Raw genomic sequence first — 16,009 nt, forward strand, 5'->3', positions numbered from 1 at the left:
CGGCCGGCGCAGCGCTGGCTTTTTTGACTCCACAGGATTCATAGCATGACCGAGCACGCACCCCTGATCATCGACATCGCCGGCAAGGCGCTCACCGACGCGGACCGCCGGCGTCTTGCGCATCCGCTGGTCGGCGGCATCATCCTCTTCGCCCGCAACTGGGAAAGCCGCGAGCAACTGGTGCAGCTGTGCGCCGATATCAAGGGCGTCAAAGCCGACCTGCTGATCTGCGTGGACCACGAGGGCGGGCGCGTGCAGCGTTTTCGTGCCGACGGATTCACGCATCTGCCGCCCATGCGCGCCTTCGGCCAGATGTGGATGGACGACGGCAAGGGCAGCAAGCAGCGCGAAGGCAGCGGCGCCCTGGCTGCCATGAACGCCGCCACGGCGGCCGGCTACGTGCTGGGCACCGAACTGCGCGCCTGCGGCGTGGATTTCAGCTTCACCCCGGTGCTGGACCTTGACTACGGTGCCAGCAGCGTCATCGGCGACCGCAGCTTCCACCGCGACCCGCGCGTGGTGGCGGCGCTGGCCCGCAGCCTCATGCACGGCCTGCTGCAGGCCGGCATGGGCAACTGCGGCAAACACTTTCCCGGCCACGGCTTCGTCAAGGCCGACTCGCATGTGGACATTCCGGTCGATGGCCGCAGCCTCACCGCCATCCTGGGCGAGGACGCCGCGCCCTATCCCTGGCTGTCCAGCGTGCTCACGGCCGTGATGCCGGCCCATGTGATCTACCCCAAGGTCGACAGGCGCCCGGCCGGTTTTTCCGCCAAGTGGCTCAAGGACATCCTGCGCAGCCGCCTGCGCTACGACGGCGCCATCTTCAGCGATGACCTGAGCATGGAGGGCGCGCGCCGCATCGACGGGCAACTCATCGGCTACACCGACGCAGCCCTGGCCGCGCTGGAGGCCGGCTGCGACATGGTGCTGCTGTGCAACCAGAGCCTGGGCCTGGGCGAGCATGTGGACGAGCTGCTGGCCGGCATGGAGGCCGCGCAGCGCAGTGGCCGCTGGCAGCCCGATGCCGACAGCGAATCGCGCCGCCTGGCCCTGCTGCCGGAGACCGTGCCCCAGCCCTGGGACGACCTCATGCGCCAGCCGGCCTACCTCCAGGCGCTGGACCTGCTGCCTTGATGGATTGACGAGCGCAGCGGCTGGCCGGCTGAGGCCTGGCGGGCTTTGCAAAGGCTGTGCGGGCCATGGAGGACGCGCACGCCAAGTGTTTTCACAGGAGAGTTTTCCCATGCGCGTTGGCGTGCTGACCGGAGGTGGCGACTGCCCCGGCCTGAATGCGGTGATCCGTGCGGTCACCAAGTCCCTGATCAACCACGGCCAGTGCGAGGTGCTGGGCATTGCCGACGGCTTCGAGGGCCTGATGCTCGACCCGCCCGGCGTCAAGCCCCTGGGCTGGGACGAGGTCTCGGGCATCCTGCATGTGGGCGGCACCATCCTGGGCACCAGCAACAGCGCCAACCCCCTGCGCGATGCGGCCACGCTGGAGCATGTGGGCCGCAATGTCCGGGCACTGGGCCTGGACGTGGTGGTGGCCATCGGCGGCGACGGCACCATGAGCCTGGCGCATGGCCTGGCCGAACAGGTGGGCCTGACCTGCGTGGGCGTGCCCAAGACCATCGACAACGACATTGCCAATTGCGAGCGCAGCTTTGGCTTCGACACCGCCGTGGCCACGGCCACCGAGGCGCTGCGCCGCATCGAGAGCACAGCCAACAGCCACCACCGCGTGATGATCGTCGAGACCATGGGGCGCCATGCCGGATGGCTGGCGCTGGAGGCCGGCATTGCCGGTGCGGCCGACGTCATCCTGCTGCCCGAGATCGACTACGACCTGCAGGCCATCGTGGATTTCTGCCGCATGCGCGAGCAGCGCCAGCGCTACACCATCATCTGCATCGGCGAGGGCGCCAAGGAAAGCGGTGCCAGCCTCACGGTGCGTGAGCGCATAGAGCAAAGCCCGGACCCCGTACGCCTGGGCGGCGTCGGCCATGTGCTGCGCGAGCGCCTGCAGCCCCATCTCAGGAGCGAGGTGCGCACCACGGTGCTGGGCCATGTGCAACGCGGCGGCGACCCCACTCCCTTTGACCGCGTGCTGGCCACCCAGTACGGCCACCATGCGGCGCAGCTGGTGCTGTCGGGGCGCTTCGGCCGCATGGTCACGCTGCAGGGTGGCGAAATCGGCAGCGTGGAAATCTCCCGCGTGGCCAACACCCAGCGCACCGTGCCGCTGGACCACGGCCTGCTCACCATGGCGCGCGACATAGGCATTTGCCTGGGCGAGCCCCGCAAGCCTGCTGCGTCGCCGGCCGCCGCTGGCCGCCACTGAGCCCGCCATGCGGCAACAGGGGCGCATCACCGGCTGGAAGGACGAGCAGGGCTTCGGCTTCATCGAGCCCGATGGCGGCGGGGCGCCGGTCTTTGTCCACATCAAGTCCTTCACCGATCGCCGCCGCAGGCCCGAGGGGGGCGAGCGCGTCAGCTACGTACCCGGCCGCAATGCCCAGGGGAAATGGCGCGCCCAGGATGTCGCCTTCATTGGCGAGTCCAGGAGCGGCCATCCGCAGCCTGCGCGGCGACGCCGTGCCGGCATGTCCTCGCGGCCTCAGTCAACTGTGCGAGGCCAGGTGGCAGTGGGGCTGGCCGCTGCCTTCTTCTGCGTGCTGATGGCCGTTGCCTGGATTGGCCGCATGCCCTGGGCACTTGTCGGCCTGTATGCGGCGGCAAGCCTGGTGACCTTCATGGTCTACGGATTCGACAAGTCCGCCGCCGTGCACGACCGCTGGCGTACCAGCGAAGGCCGCCTGCACCTGCTGGCGCTGCTGGGCGGCTGGCCTGGCGCGCTGCTCGCGCAAGGGCTGCTGCGGCACAAGTCCAGCAAGGCCTCGTTCCAGTTGGTATTCTGGATCACCGTGGGGATCAACTGCGGCCTGCTGGCCTGGCTGCTGTCACCGGCGGGTGCGCCGTTGCGGGCTCTGGCACCCGGCATCTTCTGAAGACCCAAGGAGCAGGCGATGACCCAGGCTGGACCAGGGGCCGAAATGCCCAGCGCAAACGATGCATCGCTGCAGACCTGGCAGGCGTCTTGGGATAGCGCCTGGTCCGCACTGGGTGCCAGCGCACCGCAGCCTGTGCTGGCCGAGCTGCTGCAAAGCTACAGCGAGCCCCAGCGCCACTACCACACGCTGCAGCACTTGGGCGAGGCCCTGGCCTTGTTGCAGCCGGCGCTGTCTCTGGCCGAGCACCCCGGCGAGGTGGCACTGGCGCTGTGGTTCCATGACGCTGTCTACCAAACGCAAGCCAAGGACAACGAGGCGCGCAGCGCCGACTGGGCCGCCGCCGTGCTGCGTGAACAGGGTCTGCCTGCCGATGTGGCCGGGCGCGTGCACGGCCTGATCATGGCGACCTGCCACGCGGCACAGCCGTCCGGGATCGACGCCCAACTGCTGGTGGATGCCGACCTGGGCATTCTCGCGGCCGACCCTCTGCGGTTTGCCGAGTACGAGTTGCAGGTGCGGGCCGAGTACGAATGGGTGCCCTTGCCGCTGTACCGCGCCAAGCGCCGCGAGGTGCTGCAGGGCTTCATGCAGCGCGAGGCCATCTACTGCACCGACTGGTTCGGGCAACGGCTGGAGGCGCGGGCGCGGTGCAACCTCGCGCAGGCGCTGGGTTTGTAGGCGGCGCCTGTGTCGGCATCCTATGATCGGGGGCTGCTGCGGGCCGTGCAGGCCTGCCTCCCTCTCTTTCTTATCTTGCCCAGGCTCTGCCTGGCTCACCGGACGCGCAGATGACCACCCTTGGAACCCCTTACTCCCCCCATGCCACCAAAGTCATGCTGCTGGGCAGCGGCGAACTCGGCAAGGAAGTGCTGATCGCGCTGCAGCGCCTGGGCGTGGAAACCATTGCCGTGGACCGCTACGAGAACGCGCCCGGTCAGCAGGTGGCCCACCACGCACGCACCATCACCATGAGCGATCCGGCCCAGCTCAAGGCCTTGATCGAGGCCGAGAAACCCCACCTGGTCGTGCCCGAGATCGAGGCCATTGCCACGCCCATGCTCGAAGAGCTGGAAGCGGCAGGCGTGGTCACCGTGATCCCCACGGCCCGCGCCGCGCGCCTGACCATGGACCGCGAAGGCATTCGCCGTCTGGCCGCCGAGACGCTGGGCCTGGCCACCAGCCCTTACCGCTTCTGTGATTCGCAGCAGGAACTGCAGGCTGCCATCGACGGCACGGATGGCCAGCCCGCCATCGGTTTCCCCTGCGTGGTCAAGCCCGTGATGAGCAGCTCGGGCAAGGGCCAGAGCAAGCTGGACGGCCCGGACGACGTGGCCAAGGCCTGGGACTACGCCATGGCCGGCGGCCGCGTGAGCCATGGCCGTGTGATCGTCGAAGGCTTCATCGACTTCGACTACGAAATCACCCAGCTCACGGTGCGCGCCAAGGGTGCGGACGGCCAGGTGCAGACGCATTTCTGCGATCCCATCGGCCACATCCAGCAGTCCGGCGACTATGTGGAAAGCTGGCAGCCCCATCCCATGCACCCGGCGGCGCTGCAGAAGTCGCGCGACATCGCCAAGGCGGTGACCGATGACCTGGGCGGCCTGGGCCTGTTTGGCGTGGAGCTGTTCGTCAAGGGCGAGCAGGTCTGGTTCAGCGAAGTCTCTCCGCGCCCGCACGACACGGGGCTGGTCACGCTGGCCACGCAGTGGCAAAGCGAGTTCGAGTTGCATGCGCGCGCCATTCTGGGCCTGCCCGTGGATGCCTCGCTGCGCAATCCCGGCGCCAGCGCCGTGATCTATGGCGGGCAGGATGCCGAAGGCCTGGTGTTCGACGGCGTGGACGAGGCCCTGGCCGTGCCGGGCACGGACCTGCGCCTGTTCGGCAAGCCAGAGAGCTTCGTCAAGCGCCGCATGGGCGTGGCCCTGGCGCGCGCCCAGGATGTGGAGCAGGCGCGAACCAACGCCAAGCTGGCCGCCAGCAAGGTCCGGCCGCGCAAGCCCTGAGGCGCTGCCCAATGACAAAGCCGCCGTCCCTTTGCCGGGCGGCGGCTTTTTTCATGGGGTGCCGGCCTTAGTTGGTCGTGTGCATGGGAGGCTGCGAGGGCTGGGCATCATGCGGCGTGGTCAGCCGGATGGCGCGCTCCTCCTCGCCATGGCTGGCATGCTCGCCATCCGCGCCCAGGCCCCCCTTCCAGCGCCGGACCACGCGCTGGAAGATCAGCGAGTTGGGGATCTGCAGCAGATTGGGTGAGCCATCGGGCGCATGGGCGTCCTGCAAGGTGGTGTAGAGCATGTTGATGTCGATCACGCGGCCCTTGGCACCGGGCTTTTCGGCCGTGTCCAGCACCTCGATGTAGTCGCCCAGGCGAAAGGGCCCGACGATGACGATGAGCAGGGCGCAGAACAGGTTGGACAGCACGCTCCAGGCCGCAAAGAAGGCCACGGCGCCCACGGTGGCAAAGCCGGTGAAGGCCGTCCACAGCACGGTGGCCGAGACGCCCAGGCGCTCCAGTACCAGCGGCACGGTGGCGGCAATCAGAATCCAGCGGAACACGCCGCGCAGCGGCACCAGCAGCTCCGGCGGTAGGCCGTAGTGCCTGCCCGCGCGTGCGATCAGCCGGCGAACCAGGCGATTGAGCAGCCAGGCCGCACCGATGATCAGCAGGATCTGGGCACCGGGGATGATGAACTCCAGCCAATCCTGCATCCAGGCGGGCAGGTGCGCTTGAAAACGACGCATAACTTCAAACATTCAGGAAACAGGAATCCGCTTTCGGGACCCGGATGCGCAGCTCGCGCGCGCCCGGCATTGAGCTGCGATCGTAAGCGCAGGCGCAAGGCCCGGCAGTCAGGTGCGGCGCTGCTCCACCGTGTCCATCTGCATCTCGAAGCTGAAGAAGCGGTCGCGCCCCTGCGCCTTGGCCGCGTACAGTGCCTGGTCGGCGCGCATGAGCATGGCTTCGGCGCTGGTGTATTCGTCGGGGACGCAGGTGGTGATGCCGCCCGACAGCGTGAGACCCGATTCATGGGGTGAGTCGGGGTGGCGTATGCGCAGCACGCGCAGCATCTGGCCCACGGCGCGCGCAAACGTCATGGCGCCCGAGCGTGGCGTGCGCGGCAGGATGAGCGCGAATTCCTCGCCGCCATAGCGCGCCGCCACGTCACGGGGGCGTACGCAGACCTCGCGCAGCAGGCGTCCGATCTGTTTCAGGCATTCATCGCCATGCACGTGGCCATAGGTGTCGTTGTAGCGCTTGAAATGGTCCAGGTCGCAGAGCATCAGCGTCAGCGGCTGGCCTTCGCGGCGGGCCGAGGCGATCTCGGCATGCAGGATGCGGTCGAAGCCTCGGCGGTTGACCAGGCCCGTGAGCTGGTCGAGCTCGACCATTTCGTTGAGCTTCTGGTTGGCCTCATGCAGCTCGGCCGACAGCGATACCAGGCGCCTGCGCATGTCCAGCAGGCGGCGCATGGCGCGCAGCTTGGCCACGAGCACGATGGGCTTGACGGGCTTGACCAGGTAGTCGTCGCCTCCGGCCTCGATGCCGCGCCACACATCCAGGTCATTGTCCAGGCCGGACAGGAAGATGACGGGCGTCCACTCGCCGGGCTCTGCCTCGCGCAGCTGGCGGGCGACCCAGTAGCCATCCTCGCCGGGCAGGCGGATGTCCAGCAGCACCAGGTCGGGGCGCTGCTCGCGGAACAGGACCAGGGCGCTGGGGCCATCGGCAGCCTCCAGCACGCGGGTCACGCCCGCGTGCAGCAGCTCGCTGACCAGGCTGGTGCGCACCGAGGCCTGGTCTTCCACGACCAGCACGCAAAACGGCGATGCCTCGTCCGTCGGCTTGGCGAAGCGCGCTCCGGTGGGCTCGATGGCGGGAGAGTCGGTGCTGTCGGTGGGCGAAGGTGGTGGGGCAGCGGGCATGGCCTTCAGGGTTGTGAGACCAGAAATGGGTCAGGGGGCTGCGCAGTACGCGGCATGGGGGTGGCGCCAGTGTAAGTCGGTCGTTGTATTCGTGTGCGATTGTGGATGCCCGGCTTTCTTCAGGCCAGGGGCAGGTCCGTGCGGGCCCGGCTGGCTTCGTCGTGCCATTGCACGAAGGCGTCGGCGGCCGCACACAGGCGTGGGTTGCCAAGTTGCTGCAGCAGCCTGCAAGCTGCAAAGCCCTGGGCTTTTTCGTCATAGGCAAGCGCCCACTGGCGGCGCTCTTGCCGCGTCTGCTCGGGCTGGGGCCAGCGGCGCAGCGAGGTGGACAGTCCGGTCAGGCCCATGCGCCAGGGCTTGCCCGATACGCGGGCGCGAAAGCACTGCTGGCGCTCGCACAGCAGGGCATAGAGAGGGTCCACCTGCAAGGCGTCGAACAGCTGCGTGACGGCAGGGTCGTCGGGTGCGAAATCGATATGCGTGACGATGACACGCAGGCCCTTGGGCGTTTCATAGACGCGCAGCCCCCAGTCGGCATGGCTTTGGTGGAAGGCCTGCACGCGCTCCATGGCGCGTGCGGACGGCGAGTCCGTGGCCGCGCGCCGGCGCGCCTGCCGCGCCTCCCACCAGCGCTGCACGCGCCGCATGGCCAGGAACAGCAGCAGCACGACCAGCGCTGTGGCCACCATCCTCGAATTGTTCTTGTGCGGTGCCAGCCGGGCCAGCCAGGTGGCGGCCGAAGCCAGCAAAAGCAGGGTCACGACGGGAAAGCGCACAGCGCTCGGCGGCTCGGGCAGGTCGATATCGGCGATGGCCACGCGCTCGGTGTTCAGGCAGTGGGCGCCGTAGCTGTTGCGCGTCATCACCGTGCCGTCGCGGCGCTGCAGGACTTCTTCGCGTATGGGGGTGGTGACGCCGTCGAGCGCGTACTCGTTCTTCCATTCCATGCGCGGCTCGCCTGGGGGCAGCGCCGCATTGCGGGCGTCTTGCAGGGCCTTGGCGGCACGCTCCTGGGCGTGGGCCTGGGCAGCCTCCTGGCTGGTATCGGACCATCCCCAGCGCTGGACGGTGATGCCGTGGGTGGGGCGGCTTTCATGCCGCAGGCGCGCCTGCGCCCAGTAGGTGGGGATTTGCATGGCGAGCCAGTATAGGGAAAAGCCGCCTGGCTCCCAAGGGAACGCAGGCGGCTTCAGTTGGCCATGCGCGCAGGCGCTGGATGCCGGGGGTTTACTGTTCGCGGCGCAGGGCGGGGAACAGGATCACGTCGCGGATGCTGGCGCTGTCGGTCAGCAGCATCATCAGGCGGTCGATGCCGATGCCGCAGCCGCCCGTGGGGGGCATGCCGTACTCGAGGGCACGCACGAAGTCGTGGTCGAAGTACATGGCTTCGTCGTCGCCGCCGTCCTTGGCCTGGACCTGGGCGTTGAAGCGCGCGGCCTGGTCCTCGGCGTCGTTGAGCTCGGAGAAGCCGTTGCCGAATTCACGGCCCGTGATGTACAGCTCGAAGCGCTCGGTGACTTCGGGGCGCTCGTCATTGGCGCGTGCCAGCGGCGAGATCTCGGTGGGGTGCTCCATGATGAAGGTGGGCTGCCAGAGCTTTTCCTCGACCACTTCCTCGAAGTACAGCACCTGCAGGCTGGCCAGGGTACGGGTGGACAGGCGGTCCTTTTCTTCCGTCATGCCCAGCTTGCGCAGGGCATTGGTCAGCCATTCGCGGTCGGCCACCTTGTCACCGGCTTCGGTGAACTTGACGATGGCCTCGGGAATGGTCAGGCGCTGGAAGGGCTGGGACAGGTCCACGGGCTTGCCGCCGTAGGTCAGCTGCAGCGTGCCCACGGCCTTTTGCGCGGCGTCGCGCACCAGTGCCTCGGTGTAGTCCATCAGGTCGCGGTAGTTCCAGTAGGCCGCGTAGAACTCCATCATGGTGAACTCGGGGTTGTGGCGCACCGAGATGCCTTCGTTGCGGAAGTTGCGGTTGATTTCGAACACGCGCTCGAAGCCGCCGACCACCAGGCGCTTGAGGTACAGCTCGGGCGCGATGCGCAGGTACATCTCCTGGTCCAGCGCGTTGTGGTGGGTGACGAAGGGCTTGGCGTTGGCGCCGCCGGGAATGGGATGCAGCATGGGCGTCTCCACTTCCAGGAAGCCGTGCTCCACCATGAATTCGCGGATGCCCGAGACGGCCTTGCTGCGCGCGATGAAGCGGCGGCGGGCCTGCTCGTCCATCATCAGGTCCACATAGCGCTGGCGTACCTTCTGCTCCAGGTCGGCCATGCCGTGGAACTTGTCGGGCATGGGGCGCAGGCTCTTGGTGAGCAGGCGCAGCGTCTGCACCTTGACCGACAGCTCGCCGGTCTTGGTCTTCATCAGCGTGCCCTCGGCGCCCAGGATGTCGCCCAGGTCCCAGCGCTTGAAGGCCGCATAGACCTCCTCGCCCACGGTGTCGCGCGTGATGTACAGCTGGATGCGGCCGTGCGTGGGGCCCAGCGATCCGTCCTGGATGGTGGCAAAGCTGGCCTTGCCCATGACGCGCTTGAGCATCATGCGGCCGCCCAGGCTGACCTGCACGGATTCGGCGTCCAACTGCTCGGCGCTCTTGTCGGCATGGGCCTGCTGCAGCGCCTCGGCGCGGTCGGCCGGCTTGAAGTCGTTGGGGAAGGCCACGCCGCCCTGTTCACGCACCTGTTCGCGCAGGGCCTTGAGTTTTTCGCGGCGCTCGGCGATGAGTTGGTTTTCGTCCTGGGGAGCGGTCTGGTCCGCTGCAGATGGTGTGTTGTGTTCGGTCATGACAATGAGCGCCAGCGCAAAACGCCGAGGGGCCGGAAAAAAGCCGGAGGGGAAATCGGGGAAAGCCGAAAAAAAGCCAGGCGGGAAGGGCTGGAAAATGCAGCGGCAGCAGCAAATGCCACCGGCAGGCCCCGCAGCTGGCGGGCTGAATCCGCGATTTTAAGTTTTTTGCCGCGCTTTCGGTGCGTGGTGCCGTCAATGTGCCGGACCTTGCTGCGGTATGACGCCGCAGGACCGCCAATTCGTCAGTGCGCAGCGGGCGGGGGGCCGGGCGCCGTCCCCTGCGAATTGCCTATGCCGCTGCGTTCCAGCACATCCGCCACCAGCTCCAGCCGCACCAGCGGGCTGTCTAAGGCCATCAGTTGCTGCTTGATGGACACGGGCAGGGGCAGCAGCTCGGTCCAGCGGTTGGCCACCCAGCCGCAGTCGCCCATCTGTTCGGCGCTGGGCAGCCGGGCATGGTCGGCGTCGGTGGATCGTGCGTGCAGCTGCATCAGCACCTGGGCCAGGGCCTGGGCCGTGGCGAGCAGGTGATCGGGGACGGGGACGGCGGTGTCGGCAGGCAGCAACTGCACATCGGCCACCCACAGGCCGTGGGGCAGCTGCCGGTGATCCTGCATGCGAAAGCGCTGCGTGCCCTCGCACTGCAGGTGCAGCAGGCCGGGCTGGGGCTGCTGCAGCTGGACGATGCGTGCCAGCGTGCCCACGGCATGCAACTGCTCGGCGGCCGCACCGGCCTTGCGCACTTCGCTGCCGGCCTGCAATGCCACCACGCCGAAGGGGGCTCCCGTGCGCTCGCACTTGCGGATCATGTCGAGGTAGCGGACCTCGAAGACGCGAAGGCTCAGCAGGCCTTGGGGAAAAAGGACGCTGCCCAGAGGGAAAAGCGGCAGGGAGTGCAGTGCGGTAGGGGCGGTCATGTGATGGGCGGGATGCGGCAGCTATCATCCCATGCTGTGCCAAGGCCGGCTGGCCGTGGTCCGATCTTCCTCTCGCAGTCCTACAACGCCATGCTTTTTCAGATCGTTTCCTTTTTGCTCGACGTGGTCGTTGGCCTGCTGACCGGCGTCTGCCTGTTGCGCATGTACATGCAGGCCCAGCGCATTCCCTTCGGCAACCCGGTCGGCCAACTGGTGTTTGCGCTGTCCGACTGGATCGTGATGCCGCTGCGCCGCGTCATCAAGCCGGCCGGGCGCTGGGACATGTCCAGCCTGATCGCGGCCTTCCTGCTGCAGATGCTGCAGTTCGTGCTGCTGTGGCTGCTGATGGGCGGGCAGTCCAATGTGCTCGCCCTGCCGTGGCTGGCCCTGTGCGGCCTGGCGCGCGTGGCGCTGTCGGGCATGGTGGGCGTGCTGCTGATCTATGTCATCTTGTCGTGGGTGCAGCCGCAGTCGCCGATGTACGGCGTGCTGCAGCGCCTGTCCGAGCCCATGCTGCGGCCTATTCGCCGCATCGTGCCCCTGATCGGCGGTATCGATCTGTCGGCACTGGTGGCTCTGGTGCTGCTGCAGATTGCGCTGATGGTGCTGGGCTATATCCAGGGCTCGGGCCTGATGCTGCTGGCCTGATTTCCCCAGTTTCCCGGACGTGAAAAAGCCGCCGCAGGCACCCACCTGCGGCGGCTTTTCTGTGTCTGCGCGAGGCTTTACTGAACAGCGTCGGCCGGCAGGCGCTGCAGCATGGCAAGCGATGCGGCGATGCGGTCGCGCAGCTCGCGGCGGTCCACGATCATGTCCACGGCGCCCTTGTCCTGCAGGAACTCGGCGCGCTGGAAGCCTTCGGGCAGCTTCACGCGCACGGTGGTCTCGATCACGCGCGGGCCGGCGAAGCCGACCAGTGTCTTGGGCTCGGCAATGACGATATCGCCGACGAAGGCAAAGCTGGCGGAGACGCCGCCGAAGGTGGGATCGGTCAGCACCGAGACGTAGGGCAGGCCCTTCTTGGCCAGGCGCGTGAGCGCTGCATTGGCCTTGGCCATCTGCATCAGGCTCAGCAGGCCTTCCTGCATGCGCGCGCCGCCGGTGGCGGTGAAGCAGATGAAGGGGACCTTCTGCTCGATGGCGGTCTCGACGCCACGCACGAAGCGCTCGCCGACCACGGAGCCCATGGAGCCGCCCATGAATTCGAACTCGAAGCAGGCTGCGACCACGTTGACGCTCTTGATGGCGCCGCCCATGACGACCAGGGCATCGGTCTCGCCGGTGTTCTCCAGCGCTTCCTTGAGGCGCTCGGGGTACTTGCGGCTGTCCTTGAACTTCAGGGCGTCGACAGGAATGACTTCCTGGCCGATCTCATAGCGGCCTTCGGCATCCAGGAAATGGTTCAGGCGGGCGCGCGCGCCGATGCGGTGATGGTGGCTGCAGCTGGGGCAGACGTTCTGGTTTTTCTCCAGATCGGCCTTGTAGAGCACGGTCTCGCAGCTCGGGCACTTGATCCACAGACCTTCGGGGATCTGCTGGAGGCGATCCGTAGGGTTGGTTTGCTGGATTTTGGCAGGCAGGAGTTTTTCAAGCCAGGACATGGTGTTTCCTTTTCAGGCGCAGGGCATGCGGCACCGGGCCGCATGCAAGGGCTGCATTATGCGACCTACGCGTCGAGTGCCTTGCGCACGCCGCGCAGGAAGTCGATGGTCAGGGGGACGATCTTTTCGTGGGGTTGGCCGTCCAGCATCTCGATGATGCGGCTGCCGATCACCACCGCATCGGCCACGCGGCCGATGGCCTGTGCCGTGGCCGCGTCGCGGATGCCGAAGCCCACGCCCACGGGAATGCTCACGTGCTCGCGGATGCGCGGCAGCATGGCTTCCACGGCTGCCGTGTCTAGCGCGCCCGAGCCGGTCACGCCCTTGAGCGAGACGTAGTAGACATAGCCGCTGGCCACGCGCGCCACCTGCTGCATGCGCTCGGTGGTGGACGTGGGTGCCAGCAGGAAGATGAGGTCCATGTCGCGCGCGCGCAGTTGCGCGGCGAATGCCTCGCACTCCTCGGGCGGGTAGTCCACGATGAGCAGGCCGTCGACGCCGGCTTCGGCCGCATCGTCCACGAAGCGGTCCTTGCCGTGGATCTGGTCGTAGCGCTCCACCGGGTTGGCATAGCCCATCAGCACCACGGGCGTGGTCTGGTTCTTCTGGCGGAACTCGCGCACATAGGCCAGCACCTGCACCAGGCCCACGCCGTTGGCGATGGCACGGTCGCCAGCCTTCTGGATGGTGGGGCCGTCGGCCATGGGGTCGGAGAAGGGCACGCCCAGCTCGATCACATCGGCGCCAGCCTCCACCATGCCGTGCATCAGCGACGGCGTGATGGCCGCGAACGGGAAGCCCGCGGTGATGTAGGGGATCAGGGCCTTGCGGCCATCTTCCTGAAGTTTGGTGAAAGTCGTGGTGATGCGGCTCATTGAGCTGCTCCTCCCTTGACCGTGAGCCCGCGCATGGAGGGACGGTCGTAATAGTCGGCGCCCGAGAGATCGGCCACGGTGCCGATGTCCTTGTCGCCGCGACCGGACAGGTTCACGAGGATGGACTGGTCGGCGCGCATGGTCTTGGCCAGTTGCATGGCATAGGCCACGGCATGGCTGGACTCCAGGGCGGGAATGATGCCTTCGGTGCGGCACAGGTAGTGGAAGGCGTCCAAGGCCTCCTGGTCCGTGATGCCCACGTATTGGGCGCGGCCCAGTTCCTGCAGCCAGGCGTGCTCGGGGCCGACGCCGGGATAGTCAAGGCCGGCGCTGATGCTGTGCGTCTCGGTGATCTGGCCGTTCTCGTCCTGCAGGATGAAGGTGCGGTTGCCGTGCAGCACGCCGCTGCTGCCGCGCTGCAGCGAGGCCGAGTGCTTGCCGCTGTCCAGGCCCTCGCCCGCAGCCTCCACGCCGATCAGGCGCGTGTTCTCGAACGGGATGTAGGGGTGGAAGATGCCCATAGCATTGCTGCCGCCACCCACGCAGGCGACCACGGCGTCGGGCTGGCGGTCGGCGCCCAGGAACTCGGGCATCTGCGTGAGGCATTCCTCGCCGATGACCTTCTGGAAGTCGCGCACCATCGCGGGATAGGGGTGGGGGCCGGCCACGGTGCCGATGATGTAGAAGGTGTTGTCCACGTTGGCCACCCAGTCGCGCATGGCCTCGTTGAGCGCATCCTTGAGCGTGCGGCTGCCCGATTCCACCGGCACCACGGTGGCGCCCAGCAGGCGCATGCGGTAGACGTTGGGGCTTTGGCGCTTCACGTCCTCGGAGCCCATGTAGACGATGCACTCGAGGCCGTAGCGCGCGCAGATGGTGGCCGTGGCCACGCCGTGCTGGCCGGCGCCCGTCTCGGCAATGATGCGGGGCTTGCCCATGCGCCGGGCGAGCATGGCCTGGCCGATCACGTTGTTGATCTTGTGCGCGCCCGTGTGGTTGAGGTCTTCGCGCTTGAGGTAGATCTGCGCGCCGCCCATCTCGCGCGACATGCGTGCCGCGTGGTAGACGGGCGAAGGGCGGCCGACGAAATGGGCCAGCTCGGACTGGAATTCGGCAACGAATTCCGGGTCGTTCTGGTACTTGGCGTATGCGTCGCGCAGCTCGGTCAGAGCGTGTGTCAGGGTTTCGCTGGCAAAGCTGCCGCCGAAGCGGCCAAAGTGGCCAGATGCGTCAGGGTACTGGTATTCGAACATGGCTTGTCTGCAAAAGTTGGTCATCGGCCGCGCGCACGGCGGCGATGAATCGGTGTATCTTGCCGGCGTCCTTGATGCCCCTGAGGGGCTTGCCGTCGGGACCATCGGCCTCGACGCCGGAACTGACATCAACGGCCAGCGAGAGTCCTCGCGGGCGCACTTGCAAGATGCCATCGGTCACGTTTGCAGGCGTGAGTCCACCAGACAAAACGAGGTGAGAGGCGACGTTTGGTGGAAGGAGTGACCAATTGAATGCTTTTCCGCCACCACCATAGCCGTCGACATGGGCGTCGAGCAGTATGGCCTGGGCTTTCGAGTAACGCTGGGCATATTCTACGAGGTCGAAGCGCGCGGCATCGGGACCAAGGGGAATGCGCGCGGCGCGCAGGAAGGCGCGGGTGCCGCCCGATGTGGCGGCAAGGCAGTCCTCGGGCGACTCGTCGCCGTGGAACTGCACGCAGGCGCCCGGGATGGCGGCACAGGCGGCCATCACGTTGGCGGCGCTTTCATTGACGAACAGCAGCACCGGTGTCACGAAGGGCGGCAGGCGCCGCGCCAGCTCGGCGGCACGCTGCACCGTCACGGCGCGCGGGCTGGGGGCGTAGAGAACAAAGCCCACGGCGTCGGCGCCGGCGGCCACGGCTGCGTCCACATCCTGTTCGCGGGTGAGTCCGCAGATCTTGATTCGGGTGCGCTGCATGGGGGCTGAAGAATGGGGGAAGGCCTGCTCGTTCACGGGAGCCAATCATAGGCCGGGCTGCGCGAAGGAAGGCCCCATGAAGGATCGTATACGGGACCCAGGAAGTACAGGCCGTCCGGCGAGAAGGTGGGCGCGGCGGCATCGCGGGAGCGCGCCTCCAGCACCTGTTGCATCCACTGCGGCGCGTGTGTGCCCTGGCCTACGGCGAGCAGGCAGCCCATGATGTTGCGCACCATGTGGTGGAGGAAGGCGCTGCCCTCGAACTCGAATCGCCAGTAGCAGCATTCCATGGCTGCATCCCCGGGACGCATGGAGCTGGCCGCGGCCATCTGGGCGCCGTCGCCTGCCATGCGGCGGGTGATGGACAGGCGGTGCAGTGTCTTGACGGGGGATTTGGCCTGGCAACCCGATGCGCGGAAAGAGCTGAAATCGTGCTCTCCCAGCAGGTGCTGGGCGGCGGCCTGCATGGCGTCACCATTGAGTGCATGGAACACCCAGCCCACACGCCCGGCCTCCACGCTGGGCCGCACGGGCGACTGCAGCAGCACATAGGCATAGCGCCTGGCTGTGGCGCAGGCCCGTGAATGGAAGGAGTCGGGCACGGGCTGGGCCCATTGCACGGCGATGTCCGGCGGCAGGAAGGTGTTGGTGCCACGGACCCAGGAGAACGGGGCCCTGTCCAGCGGCGTGTCGAAGTGGACGACCTGCATGAGGCCGTGCACTCCGGCATCGGTGCGGCCCGCACAGAGGGTGTGGACCTCCTGAGCGGCAAAGCGGCCCAGGGCCGCTTCGAGATGGTCTTGAATGGTGTTGCCAGACAGCTGGCTTTGCCAGCCGCTGTAGCGCTGGCCGTTGTAGGCGACGCCGAGGGCTACGCGCATTACGAGGCCTCCGGCATGGGTTGGGTGTGCATCAAGTTGTCAGTTTTCCATGGT

General features: G+C 67.2%; 16 protein-coding genes. 6 read left to right on the top strand and 10 right to left on the bottom strand.

Annotated features, from left to right (window positions below):
- Window positions 1–45 precede the first annotated feature (45 nt).
- The 5 genes from nagZ (at window position 46) to purT (ending at window position 5,020) form a co-directional block, all read left to right on the top strand.
- Entirely contained in the window at window positions 46–1,137 is a 1,092-nt protein-coding gene (nagZ, locus tag PO605_RS11720) for a beta-N-acetylhexosaminidase (protein ID WP_016447782.1), read from the top strand.
- 109 nt (window positions 1,138–1,246) lie between these two features.
- The gene (locus tag PO605_RS11725) at window positions 1,247–2,344 is read left to right on the top strand and encodes a 6-phosphofructokinase (RefSeq protein WP_047471148.1); all 1,098 of its coding nucleotides are present in this window, start codon (window positions 1,247–1,249) and stop codon (window positions 2,342–2,344) included.
- A gap of 7 nt (window positions 2,345–2,351) precedes the next feature.
- Window positions 2,352–3,011, top strand: coding sequence for a DUF1294 domain-containing protein (locus PO605_RS11730; protein WP_016451183.1), 660 nt, complete (start codon window positions 2,352–2,354; stop codon window positions 3,009–3,011).
- Between the two features lie 18 nt (window positions 3,012–3,029).
- Window positions 3,030–3,692: an HD domain-containing protein gene (locus tag PO605_RS11735; RefSeq protein ID WP_047471151.1), complete on the top strand. Its 663-nt coding sequence runs from the start codon at window positions 3,030–3,032 to the stop codon at window positions 3,690–3,692.
- A gap of 110 nt (window positions 3,693–3,802) precedes the next feature.
- Entirely contained in the window at window positions 3,803–5,020 is a 1,218-nt protein-coding gene (purT, locus tag PO605_RS11740) for a formate-dependent phosphoribosylglycinamide formyltransferase (RefSeq protein WP_016447778.1), read from the top strand.
- 67 nt (window positions 5,021–5,087) lie between these two features.
- On the opposite strand, the gene PO605_RS11745 is transcribed toward purT, so the two are convergent.
- The 5 genes from PO605_RS11745 to PO605_RS11765 form a co-directional block, all read right to left on the bottom strand.
- The gene (locus tag PO605_RS11745) at window positions 5,088–5,756 is read right to left on the bottom strand and encodes a mechanosensitive ion channel family protein (RefSeq protein ID WP_174538860.1); all 669 of its coding nucleotides are present in this window, start codon (window positions 5,754–5,756) and stop codon (window positions 5,088–5,090) included.
- Between the two features lie 108 nt (window positions 5,757–5,864).
- A complete protein-coding gene (locus PO605_RS11750) occupies window positions 5,865–6,938 on the bottom strand; it encodes a GGDEF domain-containing response regulator (protein ID WP_047471153.1) in 1,074 nt (357 codons plus the stop codon).
- Between the two features lie 119 nt (window positions 6,939–7,057).
- Window positions 7,058–8,074: a hypothetical protein gene (locus PO605_RS11755; RefSeq protein WP_047471155.1), complete on the bottom strand. Its 1,017-nt coding sequence runs from the start codon at window positions 8,072–8,074 to the stop codon at window positions 7,058–7,060.
- 91 nt (window positions 8,075–8,165) lie between these two features.
- Complete coding sequence (lysS, locus tag PO605_RS11760; protein WP_016447774.1) at window positions 8,166–9,725, bottom strand: lysine--tRNA ligase; 1,560 nt, start codon at window positions 9,723–9,725, stop codon at window positions 8,166–8,168.
- A 245-nt stretch (window positions 9,726–9,970) separates the two neighbouring features.
- Window positions 9,971–10,645, bottom strand: a complete 675-nt coding sequence (locus tag PO605_RS11765; RefSeq protein WP_047471158.1) for an LON peptidase substrate-binding domain-containing protein — start codon at window positions 10,643–10,645, stop codon at window positions 9,971–9,973.
- A gap of 90 nt (window positions 10,646–10,735) precedes the next feature.
- On the opposite strand from PO605_RS11765, the gene PO605_RS11770 reads away from it, so the two are divergent.
- On the top strand, window positions 10,736–11,293 hold the full coding sequence (locus tag PO605_RS11770) for a YggT family protein (RefSeq protein WP_016447772.1): 558 nt from the start codon (window positions 10,736–10,738) through the stop codon (window positions 11,291–11,293).
- Between the two features lie 77 nt (window positions 11,294–11,370).
- Here the strand turns inward: PO605_RS11770 and accD are convergent, their stop codons facing one another.
- From accD to truA, 5 genes are all read right to left on the bottom strand, one after another.
- The gene (accD, locus tag PO605_RS11775) at window positions 11,371–12,246 is read right to left on the bottom strand and encodes an acetyl-CoA carboxylase, carboxyltransferase subunit beta (protein ID WP_016447771.1); all 876 of its coding nucleotides are present in this window, start codon (window positions 12,244–12,246) and stop codon (window positions 11,371–11,373) included.
- A gap of 65 nt (window positions 12,247–12,311) precedes the next feature.
- A complete protein-coding gene (gene trpA, locus PO605_RS11780; RefSeq protein WP_016447770.1) occupies window positions 12,312–13,121 on the bottom strand; it encodes a tryptophan synthase subunit alpha in 810 nt (269 codons plus the stop codon).
- Window positions 13,118–14,374, bottom strand: coding sequence for a tryptophan synthase subunit beta (gene trpB / locus PO605_RS11785; RefSeq protein WP_016447769.1), 1,257 nt, complete (start codon window positions 14,372–14,374; stop codon window positions 13,118–13,120). The genes trpA and trpB overlap by 4 nt, the downstream gene beginning before the upstream one ends.
- Complete coding sequence (locus tag PO605_RS11790) at window positions 14,352–15,074, bottom strand: phosphoribosylanthranilate isomerase (RefSeq protein WP_016447768.1); 723 nt, start codon at window positions 15,072–15,074, stop codon at window positions 14,352–14,354. The genes trpB and PO605_RS11790 overlap by 23 nt, the downstream gene beginning before the upstream one ends.
- A 32-nt stretch (window positions 15,075–15,106) precedes the next feature.
- Window positions 15,107–15,955: a tRNA pseudouridine(38-40) synthase TruA gene (gene truA, locus PO605_RS11795; RefSeq protein ID WP_016447767.1), complete on the bottom strand. Its 849-nt coding sequence runs from the start codon at window positions 15,953–15,955 to the stop codon at window positions 15,107–15,109.
- Window positions 15,956–16,009: the final 54 nt, after the last annotated feature.

This window comes from Delftia sp. DT-2, from assembly GCF_028401915.1.
GTDB lineage: Bacteria > Pseudomonadota > Gammaproteobacteria > Burkholderiales > Burkholderiaceae_C > Comamonas > Comamonas tsuruhatensis.